Here is a 25,792-nt window from a genome sequence, read left to right as displayed (position 1 = left end):
GCCACGAGGACGGCAGGCGACAGACCGTCTACCCTAACGGTCCGGGGGCCGCGGCCCCCGGACCTCGACTCGGGGAGAGAAGTTGAGCACCAGGTACGCCCTCGTCGGCCTCGGCCACCGCGCGCAGATGTACGTCGACGCCCTGCTGGGCGACTGGCGTGACACGGGCACGATCGCCGGGCTCTGCGACGTCAACCGGTCCCGCATGGACTACCACGCCGAGCGCATCGGCGAGCAGGTCCCCCGGTTCGAGCCCGGCGAGTACGGCAAGCTGCTGGAGCTGGCCGACGCCGTCATCGTCACCACCGTGGACGCGACCCACGCCCGCTACGTCGTCGAGGCCCTCGACAAGGGGCTCGACGTCATCGTGGAGAAGCCGCTCACCGTCGACGCCGAGGGCTGCGCGGCCATCGCCGCGGCGGCCGAGCGCAACCCCGGCAAGCTGGTGGTCACCTTCAACTACCGCTACTCGCCCCGCAACTCGGCGGTCAAGAGGCTGCTGAACGAGGGTGCGATCGGCGACGTCACGTCGGTCCACTTCGACTGGGCGCTCGACACCATCCACGGCGCCGACTACTTCCGCCGCTGGCACCGCGACAAGGCGAACTCCGGCACCCTGCTGGTGCACAAGTCCAGCCACCACTTCGACCTGGTCAACTGGTGGCTGGCGGCGGCGCCCGAGCTGGTCTTCGCCCAGACCGACCTGCGCTTCTACGGGCAGGCCCTGCCCAGGGGGCCGCGTCCGGCTCGCGGGCAGGGCGCGCCGGGGCTGGGCACCGATCCCTTCATCCTCGACATCTCCACCGACGAGCGGCTCAAGCGCCTCTACCTGGACGCCGAGCACGAGGACGGCTACATCCGCGACCAGGACGTGTTCGGGCCGGGGGTGACGATCGACGACAACATGTCGGTCCTGGTCAGGTACACGAACCGGGCGATGATGACGTACTCGCTGACCGCGCACGCCCCGTACGAGGGCTACCGGGTGATCTTCAACGGCACCGAGGGACGTCTCACGCTGGACGTGGTCGAGCGGCCGTGGACGCCGGTGGACGCGGCGATCGACCCGAGCGCGGCGGGCAAGGAGCACCTGGCCGGCGCGGGGGAGCGGCTGACCCTGCACCGGCACTGGCACGAGCCGGAGCAGATCACCATCGAGCAGGGCGAGGGCGGCCACGGCGGCGGCGACCGGCTGCTGCTCGACGACGTCTTCCGCGGCCCCGGCGACGACCCGCTGGGCCGTCCGGCCGGCTACCGGGACGGGATCCGCAGCGTGCTCGTGGGCGTGGCGGCCACCCGCTCGGCCGCCCTGGGCATTCCCGTGCGGCTCGCCGCGGACGGCACCCGCCTGGTCGAGGCTTGACGGCCGGGAGCCGGGCGCTGCGGCATCTGGGCGAGTTCTCCGGGCTGGCCGGGCTCGCCGAGCGGCAGCGCGGCCTGTTCCCCGACGCGGCGCCGGGCCCCGAGCTGGCCGGGGCGGCCCGTGAGGCGATCGGCACGCTGGACCTCGCCGTACGGGACGTGCGGGTCGAACGTGAGTGGACGGCGGGCGGCGTCGCCGGCCAGGAGCTGTCCTGGGACGTGGGCTTCGGCCCGCGCACCCACGCCTACCTGCTCAAACCCGCCGGAGTCGAGGGCAGGCTGCCCGGCGTGGTCACGCTGCACTGCCACGCGAACATGAAGTGGGCAGGCAAGGAGAAGATCGCCGACGGCCCCGGGCCGCCGACGGACGAGGTGCGGCGGCTGCGCGAGTGGATCTACGGCGGGCGGGCCTTCGCGACCGAGCTGGCCGGGCGCGGGTTCGTGGTGCTCGCGCACGACGTGTTCGGCTGGGGCAGCCGCCGGTTCGCGCCGGCGGACATGCCCGACCGCGTGCTGGAGGACGCGGGGCTGCCGGACCCCGCGGCCGTCCTCGCGGCGGGCCGCTACGACGAGGCGGCCCGGCATCACGAGCACGTGCTGGAGAAGTACTGCACGGTGCTCGGCACGTCCCTGGCCGGCGTGGTGGCGGGCGAGGACCTGGCCGCCGCCGCGTACCTGCGCTCACGGCCCGACGTCGGCGAGGTCGGCTGCGCGGGCCTGTCGGGCGGCGGGCTGCGGGCGGGGCTGCTCGGCGCGTTCGACCCGGACATCCGGGCGGTGGTGATCGCCTCGATGATGACCACCTACCGCGACGCGCTCGACGGCTACGTGGCGGGACACACCTGGATGTTCTTCCCGCCGGGCCTGTCACGTCTGTGCGACTGGCCCGCCCTGGCCGCCGCCCGCGCGCCGCGGCCGCTCCTGGTGCAGTACGGCGAGCACGACCAGCTCTTCCCGGCCGAGGGGATGCGGGCGGCGGACGAGGCCATCACCCGCCGCTACCCCGGCGGCGGCTACGAGGGCGTCTTCTACGACTCCCCGCACGCCTTCGACGTCCCCATGCAGGAGCACGCCTTCGCCTGGCTCACCCGCCACCTGCGAGCCCAGGACCCACGAGGCTGACCACGGCGTCAGGCGACAGCCGTCCGTCGGCGACCACCACGGTGACCTCACGGCTCAGCTCCTCCTCGAACGTCAGCGGCGTGTCCCAGGCCAGCGCCGTCCCCACCCCGGGGTACTCGGCGACCCGCACGAACCACGGGTCCCGCGACTGCGCGAACACCAGCGTCCAGTCGTCGCAGGCCAGCGCCAGCCAGGGCGCCCGGGAGCCGTGCACCTGCGCCTCGCCCTCCCGCGACGCGGTGAACACCCGCAGCCCCGGCGCCCCAATGGGCGCCCGCCAGAAGAAGCCGCCGTACCCGGCGCCGGTCCTGCCCTTGGTGGCCGAGCTGTGGATCGTCAGCGGCGCGCCGGTCAGGTTCCGCAGCCGGAACCCGAACCGCAGCTCCCATGCCCCGGGCAACGCCCCGGCCCGCACGCTGCGCCGCTCCTCGGCGACGGGGCTCTCCCCGGGCCGCTCCCACAGCAGCGTCTCGGTGAACCCCGACGCCGTCCGCTCCTCGAACGCCACGTGCCGCTGCCTCCCGTGGTCGTCCAGCCAGGCCGGCCCCTGGTCGCGGACGTAGGTCCGGCCGCCCCAGAAGTTGCGCCCGCCGACGTCCGTGACGGCAACCCCCGCGCCCAGGTGGTGCGGGTGGTCGGCGGGCCGCGTCTCGGTCACCACGGTCCCGCCCAACGTGCGCACGGGATGCAGGTACGGGCGCGGCGCGGCGGTGATCGGCAGATCGGGCCGCGTCACGTACTCCGCCACGACCTGTCCGCCTGCCACGAGCGGCACCGCCCAGCTCGCGCCCGCCTCGGAGAACAGCTCCAGCCGGTCCGCGCAGCCGCTGACCAGCTCGGCGATCCCGTCGAGCACCGGCCCCTCGCCGGAGAGGTCCTGGTGGTGGCGGGCGATCGGCAGCGGGTCCTGGGCGACCCTGATGGCCTCCATGACCTGCATGAACGCCCCGGTCTCGCGGATCGGCACCAGCAGCGGCCCGCCGGTCCGTACGTGGGAGACCAGGTTCTCCAGCAGGTCGGCGCGCGGGAAGCGGCGCACGGGGCCGTCGCCGACGCGCACCTCGTCCGTCGTGTAGGTGAAGGTGATCCTGCCCTTCGTGCCGTGCACCACCACGTACGGCTCGTGCCGCTCGCCCGCGCACAGCGTCACGGCGGCCACGATCGGCGGCCCGTCCGCCAGGTGGATCCGGACGGCGGAGGTGTCGTCGGACTCGATCGGGTTGGCGTGGAACAGCTCCGTCTCCACCGACGTGACCGCGCCCCGCTCGTGCGCGCCGGCGACGGCGAGCGCGGTGGCGACCGCGTGCGCGAACGGGTTGGTGAGCGCGCCGTCCACGACGTCCACGCCGTCCAGCCGCCTCCTGCCCGCCCAGTAGCTGCGGGTGAAGTAGGAGGCGGGCCGTGGCCAGGCGCCGGCCACTCCGATGCCGCGCACCCGCCCGATCACCCCGTCGGCGACCAGCGCGCGCACCGCGGGCAGCGCCTCGGAGGCGAGGCTCTGGAAGCCCACCTGGCAGGCCAGCCCGGCCTCGGCGGCGGCCCGCTCCATGCGCTCGAAGTCGGCCAGCGTGGCCGCGGTCGGCTTCTCCACCAGCACGTGCGCGCCCGCCTTCAGCGCGGCCAGCGTCAGCTCCGCGTGGGTCGGGATCGGCGTGGCCAGGATCGCGATCCGCGCGCCGGTCCGCTCGATCAGCCCCGGCAGGTCGGCGGAGACCTCGGGCTCGCCGAGCCCCTCCAGCGGCGGGACCGGCCGCACCTCGCAGACGCCGGCCAGCTCGACCGTCCCGGCGAGCCGCCGCAGCCGGTCCAGGTAGTGGGCGCCGTAGCCGTGCGCGCCCGCGAGAACGACCCGCATGCTCACCTCCAGCGGAGGCCGAGCCCCCGGTGCTCGCCGACCAGCGCCTTCGCCTCGCCGATCCGGACGGGGAAGGGCTCCTCCAGCAGCCCCAGCGCGGCGAACGAGGCGTCCTCGACCTCCTCCGCCATGCACGGCAGCGGCAGCGCGAGCGCGAGCTGCGCCGACACGTCCGGCAGCAGGTGCGGGTAGACGGGCACGTCGAAGGCCCGCGCCAGCTCCGCGACCCGCAGGAACGGGGTGATCCCGCCGACCCTGACGACGTTCGGCTGCACGACGTCGCACGCCCCGGCGCTCAGCAGGTCGCGGAAGCCGTAGACGGTGTAGACGTTCTCGCCGACCGCGATGGGCACCTCCACGGACCCGCGCAGCTCCACGTGCGCGGGCACGTCGTCGGCCGGCAGCGGCTCCTCCAGCCAGTGCAGCCCGTACGGGGCCAGCGCCTCGACCGCGCGACGGGCCCGGAACAGGTCCCAGCGCTGGTTGGCGTCGATCATCAGCAGCGTGTCCGGCCCGATCACCTCGCGGACCGCGGCCACCCGCTCGACGTCCTCGGCCAGGTCCGGCCGGCCCACCTTCATCTTCACGCCGGGATAGCCGGCGGCCTTCCACCGTCCGGCCTGGGCGACCAGCTCCTCCAGCGAGTAGTGGAGGTTCACGCCGCTGCCGTACACCGGGACGGTGTCCCTGCGCCTGCCCAGCACGTCGGCCAGGCCGCGTTCGCCGCAGCGCAGGTCCCACAGCGCCAGGTCCACCCCGGCCAGCGCGACCGTGGTGATCCCGCCCGGCCCGGCCTCGCGCAGGTGCCGCCACAGCCGGTCCCACACCACCTCCGGGTGCGGGTCCAGGCCGATCACGGCGTCGCGGACGTCGTTCTCCAGCAGAGCCTGCACGGCCCGCGCCCCGATCTGCGGCGTCCAGGAGAACCCGGTCCCCGTCCGGCCGTCGGCCAGCGTGATCTCGACGACCATGACGTGGTTGACGGGCACGTCGGGGCCCCACGGCCGGGGCAGCTCGGCCGTGTGAGCGCTCACTCTCAGGTCCTGGATCATGACGCGCCGGCCAGCGAGCGTCCGTGCTCGATGAGGACCTTCAGCTCGGCCACGTGCTCGGGCGTGGCGTCCACCAGGGGCGGGCGCACCGGCCCCGCGTCCAGGCCGCTGAGCCGCACCCCGGCCTTGACCAGGGAGACGGCGTACCCGGGCACCTTGGAGCGCAGCCGGACGAGCGGCTCGTAGAACTCGGTGAGCAGGTGGTCGGCGCCGTTGTTGAACGCGGTGGCGATCTCCGGCGCGAACGCGAAGACGGCCGAGGAGTACAGCTCCACGCCGATGCCCCGGTAGGCGCCCATGGTCAGCTCGGCCGTCGGCAGCCCGTTGAAGAACCTGAAGCCGTCGCCGATCTCCCTGCGCACGGCCAGCACGGTCCGCTGGATGAGGTCGATGTCGCCCAGCCCGTCCTTCAGCCCGATCACGCCCGGGATCCTGGCCAGCTCGACGACCTGCTCGGGAGCGGGCGCGACCGCGCCGCGCTGGTAGATGATCACCGGCAGGATCGCCGCGACGGCCCGCACGTACGCGGCGAAGCCCTCGGTCGGCCCCTTGGCCAGGTAAGGGGGCATCAGCAGGAGCCCGTCGGCGCCCGCGGCACGGGCCGCGCGGGCCTGACCCAACGCCGAGCCGAGCGGGCCGCCCGCGCCGGCGAACACCGGCACCTGCCCCGCCGTCGTCCGCACCGCCACCCGCACGGCCGCGGCGTGCTCCGACTCCGACAGCGCGGGGAACTCTCCGGTGCCGCAGGCCGCGAACACCGCGCCGGGCCGGTGTCGCAGCCCGCGCCTGATGTGCTCGGCCAGCACCTCTTCGGCCAGGCTGCCGTCAGGGGCGAAGGGGGTGACGGGGAAGAAGAGGACTCCGCTGAGGTTCATTGGGTCTCCAGTTCGGTACGCCAGGAACGCTTGGCCGTCCAGCCCAGCATCCGCTCCGCCTTGGCGGAGGTGAAGGCGGGCGCCGTACCGGTGAGGCCGGCGGCGGTGGCGGCCGTCGAGGGGATCACCGCGGGCAGCGCGCCGGCCAGCGGCTCGCGCGCCAACGCGTCGGCCGCGCCGGCGAAGAACACCTCGCCGCTGGGCAGCTCGGGCAGCCGCTCCAGCAGCACGTCGATCAGGTCGGAGGCGTCCCTGGCGTCGAGGTAGTTGAACAGCGAGACCCCGGCGACGTCCGGCCGGTCGAGCCGCTCGACGATCGTGTGGCCCGACTGGGTCGGCGCCCCCGCCCACTCCTCGGGGGCCACCACGAAGCACGGCCGCACGGCGGCGAAGGACGTCGTCCGCGAGGCGCGGGCGAACGTCGCCATCGTCTGCTCGGCCACGAGCTTGGACAGGTTGTAGGCGTTCCACGGCGCGACGGGGTGGTCCTCGTCGATCGGCAGGTAGCTGGGCGCCCAGCCGCCGGGCGCGCCGTAGCCGATGACGGTCGGGCTGCTGGCCACGATCACCCGGCCGACGCCCGTGTTGCTCGCCGCCTCGCACACGTTGAAGGCGAGCTGGGTGTTGGTGCGGAAGATCACGCCCTCGGCCCGGCTGAACGGGGTGGCGATCGCGGCCAGGTGGACCACCGCGTCGGGACGGAAGCGGGCCATGACGTCGTACGTCTCGCCGAGGTCGGTCAGGTCGGCGGGCAGCGCGACCGCGGCCTCGGCCGGGGTGCCGGGGATGACGTCGATGCCGATCACCTCGTGACCGGCCTGGGCCAACGAGACGACCACGCTGCGTCCTAGCCGGCCGGCGCTGCCGGTCACCAGTGTTCGTGTCATCGGTCGTTCACCACTCCCGTCGAATACGGCAACCGGTTGCAGAAAGTATCGAGGCGACAGCAGGAGAACGTCAAGGTCCCTCAGGTCAGGCCGCCTGCCGATAAGAAGAGATATGGTGGGCGTTTAGCGGAAAAATCCTGCGGTGGTGGCTGATTGACAGCGATACAAACGATTGCACTAAAGTACTAGGGGCGGTGGAGGAGGCCAGGCGTGGCGGTGACGATTCGTGACGTGGCTGAGGCGTCGGGCGTGCACGTCTCCACGGTGTCGCGGGCGTTCTCGGCCCCCCACCTGGTCAATCCGGAGACGCGCACCCGCGTGCTCGCCATCGCCGAGGACCTCGGCTACCGGCCCAACCGCGCCGCCAGGGCCCTGACCACCGGCCGCACCCACAATATCGGCCTCATCGTGGCCGACATCGCCAACCCCTTCTTCCCGCCGTTGATCAAGGCGGCCCAGGCGCAGGCCAGGCTGCGTGACTACCACGTCTTCGTGGCCGACACCGACGAGGACCCGCAGGTCGAGGAGGACCTGATCCAGACGTTCACCAAGCAGGTCGACGGCGTGCTGCTGTGCAGCCCCCGCCTGACGAACCGGACGATCGAGCGGCTGCGCGAAGAGGTGCCGTTCGTGGTGGTCAACCGCCGGGCCAAGGGCATGCCGACCGTCCTGATGGACGTCGGGCGCGGCGCCAGGATGGCGATCGAGCACCTCACCGCGCTCGGTCACCGCCGCCTCGCTCTGGTCACCGGCCCGAGCGGCTCGTGGACCAGCAAGGAGATGCAGGAGGCGGCGGCCGCGACGAGCGAGGTGGACGTCGTCTTCCTCGGCCCCAACCCGCCGACCGAGCTGGGCGGCCTGGCGGCGGCCACCGACGTCGTCGCCTCCGGCGCGACCGGCGTGCTCGCCTACAACGACCTGGTCGCCATCGGCCTCATCGAGGGGCTCGCCGAGCGCGGCAAGGAGGTGCCCGGCGACATCAGCGTGATCGGCGTGGACGACATCGTGCCGGGGCGGCTCAGCCGGCCGAAGCTGACCACGATCGCCATGCCCACCGCCGCCGCCGGCCGCATCGCCGTAGACCTCCTGCTCCAGTCGGTCGACTCGGCGGCCACCGCGGCCGCCACGATGCTGGAGACCGCCCTGATCGTCCGCGAGTCCACGGGAAAGGCACACAGATGATCTTCGGAACGCTGCCGTCGGGTGAGCAGGTCGAGCGCGTCGAGCTCGCCTCGGGACGGCTGCGCGCGAGCGTCCTCAGCTACGGCGCGATCCTGCAAACGCTTGAGGTGGCGGGCGTCAACGTGGTGCTCGGCCTGGCGACGCTGGAGGAGTACCTGAGCCGCAGCCGCTACTTCGGCGCGGTCGTCGGCCGCTACGGCAACCGCATCGCCGGCGGCCGCTTCACCCTCGACGGCGTCGAGCACCGCCTGCCGCTCAACAACGGCCCCAGCAGCCTCCACGGCGGCAACCACGGCTTCGACCGCAGGGCGTGGAAGGTCGGCCAGGCCACCGACTCGTCGGTGACGCTCACCCTGACCAGCCACGACGGCGACCAGGGCTACCCCGGCACGCTCAACGCCTCGGTCACCTACACGCTCGACGACGACGCGCTGCGCCTGGACTACTCGGCCGAGACCGACTCCCCGACCGTGGTGAACCTGACCAACCACTCCTACTTCAACCTCACCGGCCGCGGCGACGTGCTCGGCCACATGGTGCGCATCGACGCCGAGCACTACCTGCCCGTCGACGACGACAAGATCCCGACCGGCGAGCTGGCCCCGGTCAAGGGCACGGCCTTCGACTTCACCACCCCGCACGCCGTCGGCGCCCGCTACGACGGCGCCTACGACCACTGCTACGCCCTCGACGGCGACATCACGGTCACCGTGCCCGGCGGCCTGACCATGGAGGTCACCACCACCGAGCCGGGCGTGCAGTTCTACGCCGGCGGCATGCTCGACGGCGTCGCCACCCCGTTCGGGCCGCACGCCGGGCTGTGCCTGGAGACGCAGCACTTCCCCGACTCGCCCAACCAGCCGCAGTTCCCCTCCACGGTCCTGCGGCCGGGCGAGACGTACTCCTCCACGACGACCTACCGGTTCACCACCTGACCGGTGCGCAGCGCGGCCGTGGCCCTGATCACCAGCAGGGCCATGTCGTCGTGCGACGGCTCCGCCCCGAACGACTCCACCGCCTGCCGGACCCGCTCGGCCACGGCGTGCGCGCTCAGGCCCGTACAGGCTCCCAGGATCTTGGACAGCCCGTCGTCGTCGTCGAGCAGCCGGTCACCGTCGCGCCGCTCGGTCACGCCGTCGGTGACGCACAGCAGCAGCTCGTCGGGCAGCAGCTCGAACGACTCGGTGTAGAACCCCGCGTCGTCCTCGATGCCCAGCAGGAGCTGGGAGGTGGCGACCGGCCTGACCTCGCCGTCGGCGCGCAGCAGCAGGGGCGGCGGATGGCCGGCCGCCGCCACGGTGCACAGCGCGCCGCCCTGCGGCAGCGGGGTCAGCTCGCCGCACAGCAGGCTGAGGAAGCGGCAGTCCTCGCCCTCGTCCAGCAGCGTCTTGTTGAGCCGGTCGAGGATGCCGGCCACCGTGTAGTGCTCCTTGGCCAGCAGGCGTACGGCGTGGCGGGCCAGACCCGTCACCGCGGCCGCCTCCGGGCCGCTGCCGCACACGTCGCCGAGCGCGAAGCACCAGTGGTCGCCGACGGTGAACAGGTCGTAGAAGTCGCCGCCGACGTCGGCGCCCTCCTCGGCGGGCTCGTACACGACCGCCGACTCCAGGCCCGGCATCGAGGCCACCCGCACCGGCAGCAGGCTGCGCTGCAGCACCCGTGACGTGGTCGCCTGCCGCGCGTACAGCATCGCCGTGTGCAGGTTGAGCGCCACCAGGCGGCACAGGTCGGCCAGCAGGTCGGCCAGTTCGAGCGGCAGCGTCGGCTCGGTGCGGCCGATCACCAGCGCGCCGTGCGACCTGCCCTGGGTGAGCAGCGGGAACGACAGCACGGCCTCGGGCCCGACCGGCCACGCCACCTCGCCCAGCGTCGAGCGCGGGATGACGGGCAGGGCCTTGCGCAGGTCGGCGTTGTGCCGCTCCTCGCTGTGCCACACGTGCGCGAGCCTGGTCATGCCCGCCAGGTCGGTCAGGTAGACGGCCGCCCAGGTCGCGATCTTGGGCACCACGAGCTGCGCCGTCAGGGCCGCGATCAGCTCCTCGTCGTGCACGCCCGCCAGCAGCTCGCCCGCCTCCGCCAGGAACGACAGCCTGCCCCGGTGCGCCCGGTCCTGCTCGGCCATCCGCTCGCGCTGGACCGTCACCGCCACCTGGTCGGCGATGTGCTGCAGGCTCGCGGTCAGCTCCTGGTCGAACCGGCCCGGCTCGGCGGCCGTCACCACCAGGTAGCCGGTCACCTCGCCGGCCACCATGAGCGGCGCGCACGCCAGCGACCTGGCCTGGAGCTGCTGGGCCAGCTCGACGTCCACGGCCAGCAGGTCCTCGATCATCGTGGGCGCCTTGCGCTCGGCGCCGAACACGCCCGCCGCCACCACGCCCACCAGGCCCGCCGTCGCGCCCACGCCCGCCGCGACGCCGAACTGCCCGCCGCCGTCGGCGGGATCGCTACCGTAGCCGGTCCGGTGCCGGTCGCCGCCCGTGGAGGCGTCGGCGCGGACCAGCACGTACGCGGCGTCGCCCGAGCTGGACACCTGGACGATCTGCGCGATCGTGTCGAGCCGTTCGGCCAGCGGCATGTCGTCGTCGAGCAGATCCTTGATGCGCCTGCCCGGCTCCCGCCTGAACGGGGCGGGCGGCGAGGCCAGCACGTACCGGTGGTCGCTCGACACCACCATCCAGATCGCCCTGCGGTCCTGGGAGCGGCCGTCGGTGCGCAGGTGCGAGATGTAGACCGGCAGCAGGTCGCCGTCGAGGCGGCGCATCCGGCACTCGCCCCGCCACCGGCCCAGGTCGAGCGTGTCGGCCAGCGACAGCGCGTACGGGCCGTGGCCGCCCCAGGCGACCAGCTCGGCCAGCGGCCGGCCGGTGACCTGCTTGGCCGGCCAGCCGAGCAGTGCCTCCGCCTCGGTGTTCCAGGCGACGATCCGGCCGTCGAGGTCGCTGACGACGACCCCGACGTGCAGGCTCTCGACGGGCGCCGCGATCTCGGCGGGCGCGGACGCCGGGACGCCGACCGTGCCCTCGTGATGGTCGCCGCGCTCGGCCAGCTCCAGGCGCACCCACACCCGTTTGGCGGTGCCCAGGTACGTGACGCCCCAGGCGTCCGCGAGCATGCCCGCCAGCGCCAGGCCGCGCCCCGAGACGGCCAGGGTGTCGGGAGGCGCCTCGGCGGCCGGGACGATCCGGGTGGGATGGTGGTCGTCCACCAGGATCTCCAGCCGGGCCGGCGCCGTGTCGGCGTCCAGGCGGCAGGTCAGCTCCAGCCCCGTGCCCGCGTGCACCACGGCATTGGTGACAAGCTCGCTGGTCAACAGCACGGCGTCTTCGGCCAGATGGCTCAGTTGCCATTCGCCGAGAACCTGCCGCACGAAGCGCCGTGCGGCGGAGGGGGCATGAGGAGTGCCGTCGAAGGCCGTGCTCGACATGCGGGTCGTGTCCACTGTGCGTCCTAGAACATCACTCGATGTGGCAGTTCGGTCACTCTCAGAGTGGCAGACTGAGGGCCTCCGATACCTCCAGTTGTGAAGAAGGCCGCCATGGTCACGCAGTTGGACCGACAGATCGACCCTGGATCGCTCCACCACGCGCAGCTCCGGCCCCTGCTCGTGGCCCTGCACGGGCTGCGCGACGGAAACTTCCGGGCGAGGCTGGAGGTGCCGCCCGATCCGTTCATGGCGGAGCTGGCGATCGCCTTCAACCAGGTGGTCGAGCGCAACGAGCACCTGGCGGGCGAGCTGAGCAGGGTCCGGGGCGAGGTCGCCAGGCAGGGTCACCTCGACGAGCGGCTCACTCCCAGTCCGGGGGCGGGCGGCTGGGCGGCCAACGTGACGGCCGTCAACACACTCATCGACGCGCTGGTGATCCCGGCGGCCAAGGCGACCCGGGTGCTCAACGCGGTCGCCGACGGCGACCTGTCGCAGCGGGTCGACCTCCAGGAGGACAACCGGCCGCTGCGCGGCGGCCTGCGGCTGATGGGCAAGGCGGTCAACCGCATGGTGGACCAGCTCGCGCTGTTCTCCGGCGAGGTGACGCGGGTGGCCCGCGAGGTCGGCACCGAGGGCCGGCTGGGCGGCCGGGCCAAGGCGCAGGGCATGTCGGGAAGCTGGCGCGACGTCACCGAGGCGGTCAACGCGATGGCCGGGCGGCTCACCGCGCAGGTACGCGACATCGCGGTGGTGACCACGGCCGTGGCCAGGGGCGACCTGACCAGGAAGGTCACCGTGGAGGCCACCGGCGAGCTGCTGGAGCTGAAGCTGACCGTCAACACGATGGTGGACCAGCTCTCGGCGTTCGCCAGCGAGGTGACCCGGGTGGCCCGCGAGGTCGGCACGGAGGGCCAGCTGGGCGGCCGGGCCGAGGTGAGGGGGGTGTCGGGCACCTGGAAGGACCTCACCGACAACGTCAACTTCATGGCCTCCAACCTCACGACGCAGGTCCGCTCGATCGCCCAGGTGACCACCGCCGTGGCCAACGGAGACCTGTCCACGAAGATCACCGTCAACGCGCGCGGGGAGATCCTGCAGCTCAAGGACACCATCAACACGATGGTGGACCAGCTGTCGGCGTTCGCCGACGAGGTCACGCGCGTGGCCCGCGAGGTCGGCACCGAGGGCCGGCTCGGCGGTCAGGCGCAGGTGCGCGGGGTGAGCGGGGTGTGGAAGGACCTCACCGACAACGTCAACTTCATGGCCTCCAACCTCACCACCCAGGTCCGCGACATCGCCCAGGTCGCCACGGCCGTCGCCCAGGGAGACCTCAGCCGCAAGATCAGCGTGGACGTCAAGGGCGAGATCCTGCAGCTCAAGGACACCGTCAACACGATGGTCGACCAGCTGTCGGCGTTCGCGGCCGAGGTGACCCGGGTGGCCCGCGAGGTCGGCAGCGACGGCCGCCTGGGCGGCCAGGCCCAGGTGCGCGGGGTGAGCGGGGTGTGGAAGGACCTCACCGACAACGTCAACTTCATGGCCGACAACCTCACCAACCAGGTCAGGTCGATCGCGCAGGTCGCCACCGCAGTCGCCAAGGGCGACCTCAGCCGCAAGATCACCGTCGAGGTGAAGGGCGAGATCCTCGAACTGACCAACACCATCAACACGATGGTGGACCAGCTCTCGGCGTTCGCCAGCGAGGTCACGCGGGTGGCCCGCGAGGTCGGCACCGAGGGCCAGCTGGGCGGCCGGGCCGAGGTCAAGGGCGTGTCGGGCACCTGGAAGGACCTCACCGACAACGTCAACTTCATGGCCGACAACCTGACCAGCCAGGTGCGCAACATCGCCCAGGTGACCACCGCCGTCGCGGACGGCGACCTGTCCAAGAAGATCACCGTGGACGCGCGGGGTGAGATCCTGCAGCTCAAGGACACCATCAACACGATGGTGGACCAGCTGTCGGCGTTCGCCGACGAGGTGACCCGGGTGGCCCGCGAGGTCGGCACCGAGGGCCGGCTGGGCGGTCAGGCCCAGGTGCGCGGGGTCAGCGGGGTGTGGAAGGACCTCACCGAGAGCGTCAACTTCATGGCCTCCAACCTGACCAGCCAGGTCCGCAGCATCGCCCTGGTCACCACGGCCATCGCCAACGGCGACCTGTCCAAGAAGATCACCGTGGACGCGCGGGGTGAGATCCTGCAGCTCAAGGACACCATCAACACCACCGTCGACCAGCTCTCCGCGTTCGCCGACGAGGTGACCCGGGTGGCCCGCGAGGTCGGCACCGAAGGCAGCCTCGGCGGCCAGGCCCAGGTGCGGGGCGTCAGCGGGGTGTGGAAGGACCTCACCGACAACGTCAACTTCATGGCCTCCAACCTGACCAGCCAGGTGCGCAACATCGCCCAGGTCGCCACCGCCGTCGCCAACGGCGACCTGTCGAAGAAGATCGACGTGGACGCGCGCGGCGAGATCCTGGAGCTCAAGACCACGATCAACACGATGGTCGACACCCTGTCCTCGTTCTCCTCCGAGGTCACCCGGGTGGCCCGCGAGGTCGGCTCGGAGGGCAGGCTCGGCGGCCAGGCCGAGGTCGAGGGCGTCTACGGCACCTGGGAGCGCCTCACCAAGAACGTCAACGAGCTGGCCGGCAACCTCACCACCCAGGTCCGCGCCATCGCCGAGGTGGCCAGCGCCGTCGCCCAGGGCGACCTCAGCCGCGCCATCAGCGTCGAGGCCAAGGGCGAGGTGGCCGAGCTGAAGAACAACGTCAACCTCATGGTCGCCAACCTGCGCGAGACCACCAGGGCCAAGGACTGGCTGGAGAGCAACCTGGCCCGCATCGCCGGGCTCATGCAGGGCCACCGCGACCTCGTCGAGGTCGCCGACCTCATCCTGCGCGAGCTGACGCCGCTGGTCAGCGCCCAGTACGGCGCGTTCTTCCTGGCCGACCCCGACTCCAGCGAAGGCGGCCTGGCCTTCATCGCCGGCTACGGCGCCGCCCACGACAGGGACGTCATGCCCGCCGCCGGCACCCCCGGCCCCGGGCTGATCAGGCAGGCGGCGCTGGAGAAGAAGCGCATCCTGCTCGACAACGTGCCGCCCGACTACATCAAGGTCCACACCGCGCTCGGCGAGGCCGCCCCGGCCAGCGTGGTGGTGCTGCCGATCCTGTTCGAGGACAAGGTGCTCGGCGTCATCGAGCTGGCCTCGTTCAGCCGCTTCAGCGACGTGCACCTCGCCTTCTTCGACCAGTTCGTGGTCACCATCGGCGTGGCGATCAACACGATCATCGCCAACTCCCGCACCGAGTCGCTGCTTTCGGAGTCGCAGCGGCTGGCCCAGCAGTTGCAGGGCCGCTCGGACGAGCTCCAGCGCCAGCAGGCCGAGCTGCGCAAGTCCAACGCCGCCCTGGAGGAGAAGGCGCACCTGCTGGCCACCTCCTCGCGCTACAAGTCGGAGTTCCTCGCGAACATGTCCCACGAGCTGCGCACGCCGCTCAACAGCCTGCTCATCCTGGCCCGGCTGCTGGCCGACAACCCCGAGGGCAACCTGTCGGCGCAGGAGGTCGAGTTCGCCTCCACGATCCACAACGCCGGCAGCGACCTGCTCCAGCTCATCAACGACATCCTCGACCTGTCCAAGATCGAGGCCGGGCGGATGGACGTGCGGCCGGAGAAGCTGGCGCTGACCAGGCTGCTCGACTACGTGGACGCCACGTTCCGGCCGCTGACCGTCGACCGCGGGCTCACCTTCGAGATCGAGGTGAACCCCGGAGTGCCGCGCGAGCTGTACAACGACGAGCGGCGGCTGCAGCAGATCCTGCGCAACCTGCTGTCCAACGCGGTCAAGTTCACCTCGGTCGGCGAGGTGCGGCTGGCGGTGTCGCGGGTGCGTGGCCTCGACAGCCCCGTGCTCACCGACGCCGACGACGTGCTCTCCTTCGCGGTGAGCGACACCGGCATCGGCATCGCCGCCGACAAGCTGCCGGCCATCTTCGGCGCCTTCCAGCAGGCCGACGGCACCACCAGCCGCAGGTACGGCGGCACCGGCCTGGGCCTGTCCATCAGCAGCGAGATCGCCCGGTTGCTCGGGGGCGAGATCCACGCCAGCAGCCGGCCGGGGATCGGCAGCACGTTCACCCTGTACGTCCCCGCCCGCTGCCTGACCTCCACCGTCGCGGGCGAGCCGGAGGAGCGCGAGGAGCCGCAGTGGCGCGCCGAGCCGGTGCGCAGGACCGCCGAGAGCCGTACCGGCCACCAGCAGGGTCATCAGCAGGGTCATCAGCAGGGGCACCAACAGGGTCATCAACAGGGCCACCAGCAGGCCCAGCAGCCGGGGCAGCAGCAGGCCGAGTGGCCCTCCGGCGACAACGGCGACGACCTGTGGCAGTCCTCCGCCAGGCTGTCGGAGCTGAGCGACGGCCCGGTCGGTGCGGCGCTGTCGGGCAGGCAGGTCCTCATCGTGGACGACGACATCCGCAACGTCTACGCCCTGACCCACGTGCTCGGCCGGCTCGGGGCGGAGGTCGTCTACGCCGAGAACGGCCGGGAGGGCATCGAGGCGCTCGAACGCGAGGAGAAGATCTCACTGGTCCTGATGGACGTGATGATGCCGGAGATGGACGGCTACGAGACGCTGGCGGCCGTACGGGAGATGCCGCGCTTCTCCGACCTGCCGATCATCGCGCTCACGGCCAAGGCGATGCCGGGGGACCGGGAGAAGACGATCTCCTGCGGCGCGTCCGACTACGTGCCCAAGCCCGTTGATCTCGATCACCTGCTGGAGGTGATGCGCGGGTGGCTCGCGGGGGAGAGGGAGAGCCCTGTATGAACCGTCAGGTCAAGATCCTGCTCGTGGACGACAAGGACGAGAGCCTGATCGCGCTGGAGGCCGTGCTGCGGCCCCTCCAGCAGCAGCTCTTCAAGGCCAAGTCGGGCCAGGAGGCCATGAAGCTGATGCTGCGTCACGCCTTCGCGGTGGTGCTGCTCGACGTGCTCATGCCCGGCATGGACGGGTTCGAGACGGCGACGCACATCAAGCGGCTCGACCAGACGCGTGACGTGCCCATCATCTTCCTGACCGGCACCGAGCCGGGGTCGGGGGCGGCCTTCCGCGGGTACGCGGTGGGGGCGGTCGACTATCTGACCAAGCCGTTCGACCCGTGGGTCCTGCGCTCCAAGGTCGCGGTGTTCATGGAGCTGTTCCGCAAGAACGCCGTGCTGCAGGAGCAGACGGCGCTGCTGTGCGACCTGGTGCAGAACGACACCGTGCTGTCGCGCAACGCCGAGGCGCTGACGGAGTTCGCCGACCGGCTCGGGGTGGTCGAGGCGCGGCTCGACGGGCTGGCGGGCTCGTGCGCGGGGGACGAGGGGCTGCGGGGGGTGATCAAGGACCTGGCCGACAAGGTGGCGGCCATGCAGGCGGCCTTCGACACGGTCAGGTTGTGACGGGCGGGGTCCGGCTGTGAGTGTTCTCGGCGTGCCTGAGTGATTTCAGGGGTGTCTGCGACGTACCTTTGGCATCATGGCCACCCGTACGCCGAAAAGCGCATCGAAGGGGCCGGCGAAGCGGTCGAGCTCCGCTACGTCCGCGAGCTCTGGCCGCTCGACCCCCGCCAAGCGCGGAGCAAGCCCGGCGGGGCGGCCGAGGGCGAAGGGGAGCGCGTCGGCCCGCAAGCAGTCCCTGACCCACCAGGACCCGATCAGCTGGGTCTTCACGATGATCGCCAGGCTGGTGGTCGGGCTATGGATGCTGCTCGCCAACGGCATCGGCAGCACGGCGCGCGCGCTCGGCAAGAACGCCCGCGAACTGGACCCGGCGCACCGGCGCGACGGGGTGGGCCTGTCGGTGCTGGCCGGCGCCATCGTGCTGGCCGCGATGACGTGGCGCACCGCGCCCGGCACCGTCGCCGGCGTGGTCAGCACCGCCGTGCACGCGATCTTCGGCTCCCTGGCATGGGCGCTGCCGCTGCTGCTCGGCCTGCTGGCCTGGCGCTACCTGCGCCACCCCGACCAGAACGCCGACACCGGCCGCATGGTGATCGGATGGGCGGCGCTGCTGGTCGGCGTGCTCGGCGTCATCCACGTGGCCAACGGCACGCCCTACCCGGCGGGCACGGCCAGCGACGGCATGGACAAGGTGTCGGCGGCGGGCGGCATCATCGGGTTCATCGTCTCGGCGCCGCCGATGAGCATCCTGCCCCCGTGGATCACGATCCCGCTGCTGCTGCTCCTGTCGGGGTTCGGCGTGCTGGTGATCACGGCCACGCCCGTGCACCGCATCCCCGAGCGGCTGTCGGAGCTGCGCCACCTGCTGTTCGAGCGGCACGCGCCGGCCGAGCAGGCGAGTCCCGCCAAGCGGCGGACCAGGACCAAGAAGGACGAGGGCGCCGAGAAGGGCGAGTCCGTCAAGCCGTACGACACGCCCGTGCTGTCCGAGAGCGACAAGCGGGCCGACCACTCGCCGGAGATCGTGCCCGGGCTGGTGGACGAGGAGGAGCCGCCGGTCACGCCGGTCAGGAAGACCGAGCCGCCCGAGCCCACTCCCGCGCCGCGCAAGGTGGAGCAGCTCGTGCTCTCCCCGCAGGCGGGGCCGTACAGCCTTCCTGACCTGCAGTTCCTCAAGCCGGGAAGCGCGCCCAAGCCGCAGACCAAGGCCAACACCGTCGTGGTGAACGCGCTGACCAGCGTGCTGGAGCAGTTCACGATCGACGCGCAGGTGATCGGGTTCACCCGCGGGCCGACCGTGACCCGCTACGAGATCGAGCTGGGGCCCGCGGTCAAGGTGGAGAAGGTCACGGCGCTCACGAAGAACATCGCGTACGCCGTCAAGTCCGCCGATGTCCGGATTTTGTCGCCTATCCCGGGGAAGTCGGCGATCGGGGTGGAGATCCCGAACGCCGACAAGGACCTCGTGGCGCTCGGCGACGTGCTGCGCGCCCAGGTGGCCCAGGGCGACCACCACCCGATGATCGTCGGACTCGGCAAGGACGTCGAGGGCCGCACGATCGTGGCCAACCTCGCCAAGATGCCGCACCTGCTCATCGCCGGCGCGACCGGCGCCGGCAAGTCGGTCTGCGTCAACGGCCTGATCACCTCGATCCTCATGCGCGCCACGCCCGACGAGGTGCGCATGGTGCTGGTCGACCCCAAGCGCGTGGAGCTGTCGGTCTACGAGGGCATCCCGCACCTGATCACGCCCATCATCACCAACCCGAAGAAGGCCGCCGAGGCCCTCGAATGGGTCGTGGGCGAGATGGACCGCCGCTACGACGACCTGGCGGCCAGCGGGTTCCGGCACGTGGACGAGTTCAACAAGGCCGTCAAGGCCGGCAAGCTGCAGCCGCCCCCGGGCAGCGAGCGGGTCTACCAGCCCTACCCGTACCTGCTGGTGATCGTGGACGAGCTGGCCGACCTGATGATGGTCGCTCCGCGCGACGTCGAGGACTCGATCGTGCGGATCACGCAGCTGGCCCGCGCGGCCGGCATCCACCTGGTGATCGCCACGCAGCGGCCCTCCGTCGACGTGGTGACCGGCCTGATCAAGGCGAACGTGCCCTCGCGCCTGGCGTTCGCCGTCTCCTCGCTGACCGACTCGCGGGTCATCCTCGACCAGCCCGGCGCCGACAAGCTGGTCGGCCAGGGCGACGCGCTGTTCCTGCCGATGGGCGCCAGCAAGCCCATCCGCATCCAGAACGCGTTCGTCTCGGAGAAGGAGATCGCCGAGATCGTCGAGCACTGCAAGACGCAGATGCAGGTCGAGTACCGCGACGACGTGGCCGCCGCGCCCGTCAAGCGGGAGATCGACGAGGACATCGGCGACGACCTCGACCTGCTGATCCAGGCGGCCGAGCTGATCGTGACCACGCAGTTCGGCTCGACCTCGATGCTCCAGCGCAAGCTGCGCGTCGGCTTCGCCAAGGCCGGACGGCTGATGGACCTGCTGGAGAGCCGCAACGTGGTCGGCCCCAGCGAGGGATCCAAGGCGCGCGAGGTGCTCGTGAAGCCCGACGACCTCGCGGGTTTGCTGGCCGACTTGCGTGGCGAATGACCCCGGTGCACGTCCGTCCCATGATTACTGATTGAATGGGAATCATTACAGTACGTCGTGGGCGGGGAGGCGATTGCCGTGCCGGAGCAGAGCACAGGGGCCATGCTGGCGGCAGCCCGGAAGTCGGCCGGGCTGACGGTCACGCAGCTGAGCGAGACCACCCGCATTCGTGAGGCGATCATCCACGCGATCGAGCGTGACGACTTCTCGCAGTGCGGTGGGGACTTCTACGTGCGAGGCCATATCAAGGCCGTCGCCAAGGCCGTCGGGCTCGACCCGGACACGGTGGTCCACCTGTTCGAGCAGGAGCACGGCGGAGGGCCGGCGCCGGTGCGGGCCGCCGCGGTGTTCCAGGCCGACCGCCTGATCAAGCTGGGGGAGCGGCGCGGTCCCAACTGGACGATGGCGCTGGGCGTGGCGCTGGCGATCGTGATGGTGTTCGGGGCCGTGCGGGTGCTCGGCGGCGGCACCTCCGACGAGGTGCGCACGGCCGACGTGCATCCCGTGCCCGCCAACAGCCCGATCACCGAGCGGCCGCGCGCCAAGCCCTCGCACGCCGCGGGCAAGGTCATCGCCGCCAAGGACCTGGTGGTGGTCAAGATCAAGGCCAAGCGGTCGTCGTACGTGAGCGTCCGCGACGCCAAGGGGCGCAAGCTGTTCTCGGGGACGTTGAAGGCGGGCAAGAGCTCGACGTGGCGGGCCGCGACCAAGGTCCAACTTCTCCTCGAAGACGCCGGGGCCGTGTCGCTGCAGGTCAACGGCAAGAACTTGGGCCGTCCCGGCGCTCGCGGCGAGACCGTGCGGCGCACGTTCGGGCCTTCTGCGCCGCGACCCAGGTAGCCCGTGCGCCGGGTAGTGGCCAACTCCCGATACCGTAGTGTTCACCATGTCATCCCGCCGAACCGCATCGCTGATCACCCTGGGCTGCGCGCGCAACGAGGTCGACTCCGAGGAGCTCGCCGCGCGACTTGAGGCTGCCGGTTGGCAGCTCGGCGACGACGACCCCGACGTCGTCGTCGTCAACACGTGCGGCTTCATCGACTCGGCGAAGAAGGACTCCATCGACACGCTGCTGGCCGCTGCCGACTCCGGGGCCAAGGTGGTCGCCGCGGGCTGCATGGCCGAGCGCTACGGCAACGAGCTTGCCGAGGCGCTGCCCGAGGCCAGCGCGGTGATCTCCTTCGACGACTACTCCGAGATCGGTGGCCGCCTCGACGACGTGCTGGCCGGCAAGCCGCTCAAGCCGCACACGCCACGGGACCGCCGCACCCTGCTGCCCATCTCGCCGGTGGAGCGTGCCAGCGCTCCCAAGGCCGCCATCCCCGGTCACGGGGACCTGCCCGAGGGCCTGGCGCCCGCCAGCGGCCCCCGCGTCCTGCGCAAACGGCTCGACGAGAGCCCGGTCGCCTCGCTCAAGCTCGCCTCCGGCTGTGACCGGCGCTGCACGTTCTGCGCCATCCCGGCCTTCCGCGGCGCGTACGTCTCGCGCGACCCGGAGGAGCTGATGGCCGAGGCCGACTGGCTGGCCCATCGCGGCGTCCGCGAGCTCGTCCTCGTCAGCGAGAACTCCACCTCCTACGGCAAGGACCTGGGCGACCTGCGGGCGCTGGAGAAGCTGCTGCCGCGCCTGGCCGCCGTCGAGGGCATCGAGCGGGTGCGGGCCAGCTACCTGCAGCCGGCCGAGCTGCGTCCCGGCCTGATCGAGGTGCTCGCGGCCACCGAGGGCATCGCCGCCTACTTCGACCTGTCCTTCCAGCACGCCAGCGGCACCCTGCTGCGCCGGATGCGCCGGTTCGGCGACCCCGAGCGCTTCCTGGGGCTGCTGGAGAGCGTCCGCGGGCTGGCGCCCGAGGCGGGCGTGCGCTCCAACTTCATCGTCGGCTTCCCGGGCGAGACCGAGAAGGAGTTCGAGGAGCTGGTCGGCTTCCTGGAGGAGGCCAGGCTCGACGTGATCGGCGTGTTCGGCTACTCCGACGAGGACGGCACCGAGGCGGCCGGCTTCGACGGCAAGCTGTCCCAGGACGTCATCGACGAGCGCGTGCGCGTCCTGACTGAGCTGGCCGAGGAGCTGACCTCGCAGCGCGCGGAGGAGCGCATCGGCACGGAGGTGGACGTGCTCATCGACGACGACCTGGGCGACGGCGGCTACGAGGGCAGGGCCGCCCACCAGGGGCCCGAGGTCGACGGCTCCGTGACGGTCCAGGGCATCGGCCTGGTCCGCGGTCAGATCGTGCGTGCGGTGGTGGTCGACGCCGAGGGAGTTGACCTGATCGCCCGCATCAAGGCCGCCAGTCCATGATGAAGGACGAGCGCCGCGTGGTGAGCCCGTGGAACATCGCCAACGTCCTCACGGTCCTCCGGTTGGCCCTCGTCCCCTTCTTCGTCGTCTGTCTCTTCCTGCCCGGCACGGGCTGGCGCCTGGCCGCCCTGGCGGTGTTCGGGGTGGCCTCGCTCACCGACCATCTCGACGGCGAGCTGGCCCGGCGCTACGGGCTGATCACCGACTTCGGGAAGATCGCCGACCCGATCGCCGACAAGGCGCTGACCGGAGCGGCGCTGGTGTGCCTGTCGCTGCTGGGCGAGCTGCCGTGGTGGGTGACGGTGCCCATCCTGGGGCGCGAGGTCGGGATCACCGCGCTGAGGTTCGTGCTGCTGCGGCATGCGGTCATCCCGGCCAGCTACGGCGGCAAGGTCAAGACGGTGCTGCAGATCGCGGCCATCGTCCTCTACATCCTGCCCGGCGACTTCGACCCGGTGCGCTGGGTGGTGATGGGCGCGGCACTGGTCGTCACCGTGGTCACGGGGGCCGACTACGTGATCCGGGCGATCAGATTACGGCAGGTCGCCAGACGGGCGCGCGGGGAGTGAGCATGGCCGACGCGGCGGAGGTCCTGTCCCTGCTCGTGCGGCGCTCGGCCACGCTGGCCGTGGCCGAGTCGTTGACCGGCGGATTGATAGGGGCCAGGATCACTTCAGTCTCGGGGGCTTCCAGGTCGTTCAGGGGTGGGGTCGTGTCCTACGCAACTGATCTGAAACATACGCTCCTAGGGGTGCCGGAAGATCTGCTGCGGCGGGAGGGCGCCGTGCACCCGGAGGTGGCCGCGGCGATGGCGACGGGGGTCGCGAGGCTGTGCGAGGCCACATATGGTCTGGCGGTGACCGGTGTGGCGGGCCCGGAGCCGCAGGACGGCAAGGCCGTCGGTACCGTGTACGTGGCCGTCGGCACTCGTGACGGGGAGATTTCAGCGCGACAATTGAGACTGAATGGGTCTCGCGAACGTATCAGGGTAGAGACGGTGGACGAGGCTATCGATCTACTTGCAAGTGTGCTTAAGGAGAACAAGGGGGAACATACCGGGTGATTACCGCGTTACGTCCCGAGCGAACATCCGGCGCACGGTCTGACGCGGTGTCGGTCGATACGGGTACGGTGGAGCTGTGAGTGAGGTCCGTGAGCCATCTGCAAGCACCCAGCGCCCGGCAGGCGGGCCCAACGAGCGAGCACGCAATGAGTCACCGCGGAGTGAGGCACGAGCGGCGGGTCAGGGGCGGAGACGCCCGATGATGACGGCGAGGAGCATGTACGAGCCGAAGAAGAAGACCAACGGGCGGCACGATCCGATCGCGCGGGGCGTGGTGAAGTCATCCACGCCGGGGAGGGAGCGACAGATGATTCTGCTGCGTCAGCTGCTCGGTGATGTGCTGAGGCGGTTGCGAGTGCGGCAGGGACGCACTCTTCGTGAGGTGTCCACGCTGGCACGTGTTTCGCTTGGCTACTTGTCCGAGGTTGAGCGCGGCCAGAAAGAGGCGTCATCGGAGTTGCTCGCGTCGATCTGCGGCGCACTGGGCGTTCCGTTGTCGCAGGTGCTGCGTGAGGTTTCCGACCAGTTCGCGCTGGCGGAGCTCCAGGCGGCGCCCGTCCTCGCCGACATGCCGGAGCACGAGCGCATCCCTCTTTCCGAGACGGTGCCCGGGTCGATCTCCGACTCGGTGTTCCCCGAGGTCAAGGACATGGTGGCTGCCTAGCGCGGTTGGCAGTCGCCGCACCACAGGATCAGCCGTTCCTGTGGCTGCGCCCCCATCTCCCCGCGACTGATGCGCGTGCCGCATCGGCGGCAGGGACGACCCGCCCTGCCGTACACCCATGTCTGGCTGGCCGGACGGCGATCGCCGGTGGTCACCGTGGAGGCGTGCGCCTTGTTCGCCTCCAGCAGCCGCTGAGCCAGCCCTACGAGTGCTTCGAGGTCCTCGATGTCGCCGACCCTCCGCCAGGGCCAGACGCCCCGCAGGAACAACGTCTCGGCGCGGTAGATCGTCCCGATTCCCGCAAGGTTGCGCTGGTCGAGGAGCGCCTCCCCGATCGTCCGGTCCGGTGTGCTCCTGAGGCGTCGTACGGCCTCCGCCGGATCCCAGTCCTCGCCCAGCAGGTCCGGGCCCAGATGCCCGACGACCCGGTCCTCCTCGGCCGTCTTCAGCAGGTCCACCATCCCCAGCTTGAGGCCGACCGCCTGCCACTGCTCGTTGGCCAGCACCAGGCGTACGACGTCGCCCGGCGGGACCCGGCGGTGCGCGGGCCTGACCTGCCAGCTCCCCTCCATGCGCAGGTGCGTGTGGACGGTCAGGCCGCCTTCGACGCGGGTGAGCAGGTGCTTGCCGCGTGACAGGTTCGCCAGGACAGTGCGGCCGGTCAGGTCGGCCGTGGCGTGCCGGGGCACCCGGAAGTCCGAGCGGGTGAGCACCCGGCCGTCGAGGGCGCCCCGCAGGCGCGCGGCCGTGCGGTAGACGGCATCTCCTTCGGGCATGCCCCCAGTCTAGGAACCTGGCCTCTTGTGGCGTTCACCCGTGGGCTGACCTGCCGCGTCCGTCGTTCGAGGCGGTGGCGCGCCGGGCGTCAGGAGGCCGATCCGCAGGCCGGAGCACGTCGGGCGGCGGCGGCCGGGATCCGCGGCGCCCGCGTCTCCGGGACGCCACGGTCGCGTAGCAGTCAGGCCACGAACTCCGACCCGCCGGACAGCAGGGGATGGACGGTTGACGCGAAGGGGGGAGGGGTCAGTCCCAGGCGGCGGGGTCGGCGGCGAGCTGGCGGACGCGGTCGGGCAGGGTGCCGCTGGCGACCTGGTCGAGGGTGACCTCCTCCAGGATGGCGCGCTCCGTCGCCCGCAGCGCGATCCACACCTGCTGCAGCGACTCCGCGGGACCCCGGTAGCCGACATGCTCGGGGCGCTCGCCCCGTACGTTGGCCAGCGGGCCGTCCACCGCGCGGATGACGTCGGCGAGGGAGATCTCGGCCGCGGCCCTGGCCAGCACGTAGCCACCCTCAGGACCCCGCTGGCCGCGCACGAGCCCGGCGCGGCGCATCTGGAGCAGGATGTTCTCCAAGTACTTGGGTGGCATGTCCTGCTCCTTGGCGAGCTCGCCCACGGTGGTCGGCCCGGCACCGGCCGCGGCGAGTTCGGCGGCGGCACGCAGGGCGTAGTCGACACGAGCGGAAAGGCGCATGTTGTCGATTATCCCTCCTGGTCAACACTGGTTATGCGCAACACCGCCAGAATGGGCAGATGATCGGAGTACCGCAGGCGCGGGGCCTGCGCGGACACCGCCGTCAACCCCTCGCTGACCAGCACGTGGTCGATGCGCTGGACCGGCGCGTCGGCGGGTGAGGTGAGCGGGTCGCCCAGCGCCGTCAGGGGATCGGAGAGCCCGGCGGACTCCAGCACCCGCATGGCCGGGTCGCCGGGGCGGGTGTTCAGGTCACCGGCGAGGACGACCGGCCTGGTGGCGGCCAGGTCGCGGACGATGGCGGCGACCTCCGGCGCCTGGCCGCCGGGGGCCTGGAGATGGGTGTTGACGATGCCGACCTCCCTGCCGCCCACCTCGACCACGACGGCCTGCGCCTGCGCGCCCGTCGGGTAGTCGTGGCGGCCCAGGGGGTGCGACCGTACGCTCTTGACCGGCAGGTTCGTCAGCACGGCGTCGCCCCCGAC

At 71.6% G+C, this 25,792-nt stretch carries 20 protein-coding genes; 12 read left to right on the top strand and 8 right to left on the bottom strand.

Annotated features, from left to right (window positions below; all coding sequences use genetic code 11):
* Nucleotides 1–82 precede the first annotated feature (82 nt).
* Together KME77_RS11340 and KME77_RS11335 are read left to right on the top strand one after the other, a co-directional pair.
* The gene (locus KME77_RS11340) at nucleotides 83–1,363 is read left to right on the top strand and encodes a Gfo/Idh/MocA family protein (protein WP_246609584.1); all 1,281 of its coding nucleotides are present in this window, start codon (nucleotides 83–85) and stop codon (nucleotides 1,361–1,363) included.
* Complete coding sequence (locus KME77_RS11335) at nucleotides 1,360–2,484, top strand: dienelactone hydrolase family protein (RefSeq protein ID WP_219465494.1); 1,125 nt, start codon at nucleotides 1,360–1,362, stop codon at nucleotides 2,482–2,484. Before KME77_RS11340 ends, KME77_RS11335 begins: the two co-directional genes overlap by 4 nt.
* On the opposite strand, the gene KME77_RS30255 is transcribed toward KME77_RS11335, so the two are convergent.
* From KME77_RS30255 to KME77_RS11315, 4 genes are read right to left on the bottom strand one after another with little or no spacing between them, the layout of a single operon-like run.
* Nucleotides 2,447–4,339 carry a DUF6807 family protein gene (locus KME77_RS30255; RefSeq protein ID WP_219465492.1) on the bottom strand — a complete coding sequence of 631 codons (1,893 nt, stop codon included), beginning with the start codon at nucleotides 4,337–4,339 and terminating at the stop codon, nucleotides 2,447–2,449. The two genes, KME77_RS11335 and KME77_RS30255, sit on opposite strands and share 38 nt — an antisense overlap.
* Nucleotides 4,340–4,341: 2 nt before the next feature.
* The gene (locus KME77_RS11325) at nucleotides 4,342–5,391 is read right to left on the bottom strand and encodes a mandelate racemase/muconate lactonizing enzyme family protein (protein WP_219465491.1); all 1,050 of its coding nucleotides are present in this window, start codon (nucleotides 5,389–5,391) and stop codon (nucleotides 4,342–4,344) included.
* Nucleotides 5,388–6,266: a 5-dehydro-4-deoxyglucarate dehydratase gene (locus tag KME77_RS11320; protein WP_219465489.1), complete on the bottom strand. Its 879-nt coding sequence runs from the start codon at nucleotides 6,264–6,266 to the stop codon at nucleotides 5,388–5,390. Before KME77_RS11320 ends, KME77_RS11325 begins: the two co-directional genes overlap by 4 nt.
* The gene (locus tag KME77_RS11315) at nucleotides 6,263–7,153 is read right to left on the bottom strand and encodes an NAD-dependent epimerase/dehydratase family protein (RefSeq protein WP_219465487.1); all 891 of its coding nucleotides are present in this window, start codon (nucleotides 7,151–7,153) and stop codon (nucleotides 6,263–6,265) included. Before KME77_RS11315 ends, KME77_RS11320 begins: the two co-directional genes overlap by 4 nt.
* Nucleotides 7,154–7,363: 210 nt before the next feature.
* Here KME77_RS11315 and KME77_RS11310 point away from each other — a divergent pair, with 210 nt between their 5' ends.
* Entirely contained in the window at nucleotides 7,364–8,335 is a 972-nt protein-coding gene (locus KME77_RS11310) for a LacI family DNA-binding transcriptional regulator (protein ID WP_219465484.1), read from the top strand.
* Nucleotides 8,332–9,270: an aldose epimerase family protein gene (locus KME77_RS11305; RefSeq protein WP_219465482.1), complete on the top strand. Its 939-nt coding sequence runs from the start codon at nucleotides 8,332–8,334 to the stop codon at nucleotides 9,268–9,270. Before KME77_RS11310 ends, KME77_RS11305 begins: the two co-directional genes overlap by 4 nt.
* Here KME77_RS11305 and KME77_RS11300 read toward each other — a convergent pair.
* Nucleotides 9,252–11,774 carry a SpoIIE family protein phosphatase gene (locus tag KME77_RS11300; protein WP_219465480.1) on the bottom strand — a complete coding sequence of 841 codons (2,523 nt, stop codon included), beginning with the start codon at nucleotides 11,772–11,774 and terminating at the stop codon, nucleotides 9,252–9,254. The two genes, KME77_RS11305 and KME77_RS11300, sit on opposite strands and share 19 nt — an antisense overlap.
* Before the next feature lie 96 nt (nucleotides 11,775–11,870).
* Between KME77_RS11300 and KME77_RS11295 the strand changes: the two genes are divergently transcribed.
* The 8 genes from KME77_RS11295 to KME77_RS11260 all read left to right on the top strand — a co-directional run bounded on the left by KME77_RS11295 (nucleotide 11,871) and on the right by KME77_RS11260 (nucleotide 23,834).
* Nucleotides 11,871–16,589 carry a HAMP domain-containing protein gene (locus KME77_RS11295; protein WP_246609583.1) on the top strand — a complete coding sequence of 1,573 codons (4,719 nt, stop codon included), beginning with the start codon at nucleotides 11,871–11,873 and terminating at the stop codon, nucleotides 16,587–16,589.
* On the top strand, nucleotides 16,586–17,206 hold the full coding sequence (locus tag KME77_RS11290) for a response regulator (protein ID WP_219465457.1): 621 nt from the start codon (nucleotides 16,586–16,588) through the stop codon (nucleotides 17,204–17,206). Before KME77_RS11295 ends, KME77_RS11290 begins: the two co-directional genes overlap by 4 nt.
* 76 nt (nucleotides 17,207–17,282) lie before the next feature.
* Nucleotides 17,283–19,808, top strand: a complete 2,526-nt coding sequence (locus KME77_RS11285) for a DNA translocase FtsK (RefSeq protein ID WP_219465454.1) — start codon at nucleotides 17,283–17,285, stop codon at nucleotides 19,806–19,808.
* A gap of 78 nt (nucleotides 19,809–19,886) precedes the next feature.
* Nucleotides 19,887–20,648, top strand: coding sequence for a helix-turn-helix domain-containing protein (locus KME77_RS11280; protein WP_219465452.1), 762 nt, complete (start codon nucleotides 19,887–19,889; stop codon nucleotides 20,646–20,648).
* 46 nt (nucleotides 20,649–20,694) lie between these two features.
* Nucleotides 20,695–22,107: a 30S ribosomal protein S12 methylthiotransferase RimO gene (gene rimO / locus KME77_RS11275; protein ID WP_219465451.1), complete on the top strand. Its 1,413-nt coding sequence runs from the start codon at nucleotides 20,695–20,697 to the stop codon at nucleotides 22,105–22,107.
* Nucleotides 22,104–22,676: a CDP-diacylglycerol--glycerol-3-phosphate 3-phosphatidyltransferase gene (pgsA, locus tag KME77_RS11270; protein ID WP_219465442.1), complete on the top strand. Its 573-nt coding sequence runs from the start codon at nucleotides 22,104–22,106 to the stop codon at nucleotides 22,674–22,676. Before rimO ends, pgsA begins: the two co-directional genes overlap by 4 nt.
* Nucleotides 22,677–22,678: 2 nt before the next feature.
* Nucleotides 22,679–23,170, top strand: coding sequence for a CinA family protein (locus tag KME77_RS11265; RefSeq protein WP_219465441.1), 492 nt, complete (start codon nucleotides 22,679–22,681; stop codon nucleotides 23,168–23,170).
* Between the two features lie 307 nt (nucleotides 23,171–23,477).
* Nucleotides 23,478–23,834, top strand: a complete 357-nt coding sequence (locus KME77_RS11260; RefSeq protein WP_219465496.1) for a helix-turn-helix domain-containing protein — start codon at nucleotides 23,478–23,480, stop codon at nucleotides 23,832–23,834.
* Here KME77_RS11260 and KME77_RS11255 read toward each other — a convergent pair.
* From KME77_RS11255 to KME77_RS11245, 3 genes are all read right to left on the bottom strand, one after another.
* Nucleotides 23,831–24,610: a DNA-formamidopyrimidine glycosylase family protein gene (locus KME77_RS11255; RefSeq protein WP_219465432.1), complete on the bottom strand. Its 780-nt coding sequence runs from the start codon at nucleotides 24,608–24,610 to the stop codon at nucleotides 23,831–23,833. The genes KME77_RS11260 and KME77_RS11255 overlap by 4 nt on opposite strands.
* 247 nt (nucleotides 24,611–24,857) lie before the next feature.
* On the bottom strand, nucleotides 24,858–25,307 hold the full coding sequence (locus KME77_RS11250; protein ID WP_219465430.1) for an RrF2 family transcriptional regulator: 450 nt from the start codon (nucleotides 25,305–25,307) through the stop codon (nucleotides 24,858–24,860).
* 8 nt (nucleotides 25,308–25,315) lie between these two features.
* On the bottom strand, nucleotides 25,316–25,792 hold a 477-nt coding region (locus KME77_RS11245), incomplete at its 5' end, for an endonuclease/exonuclease/phosphatase family protein (protein WP_219465421.1).

Source organism: Nonomuraea rhizosphaerae (assembly GCF_019396405.1).
Classification (GTDB): domain Bacteria; phylum Actinomycetota; class Actinomycetes; order Streptosporangiales; family Streptosporangiaceae; genus Nonomuraea; species Nonomuraea rhizosphaerae.
Note: the sequence above shows the minus strand (reverse complement) of the source record. Positions and strands in the feature narration are given on the sequence as shown.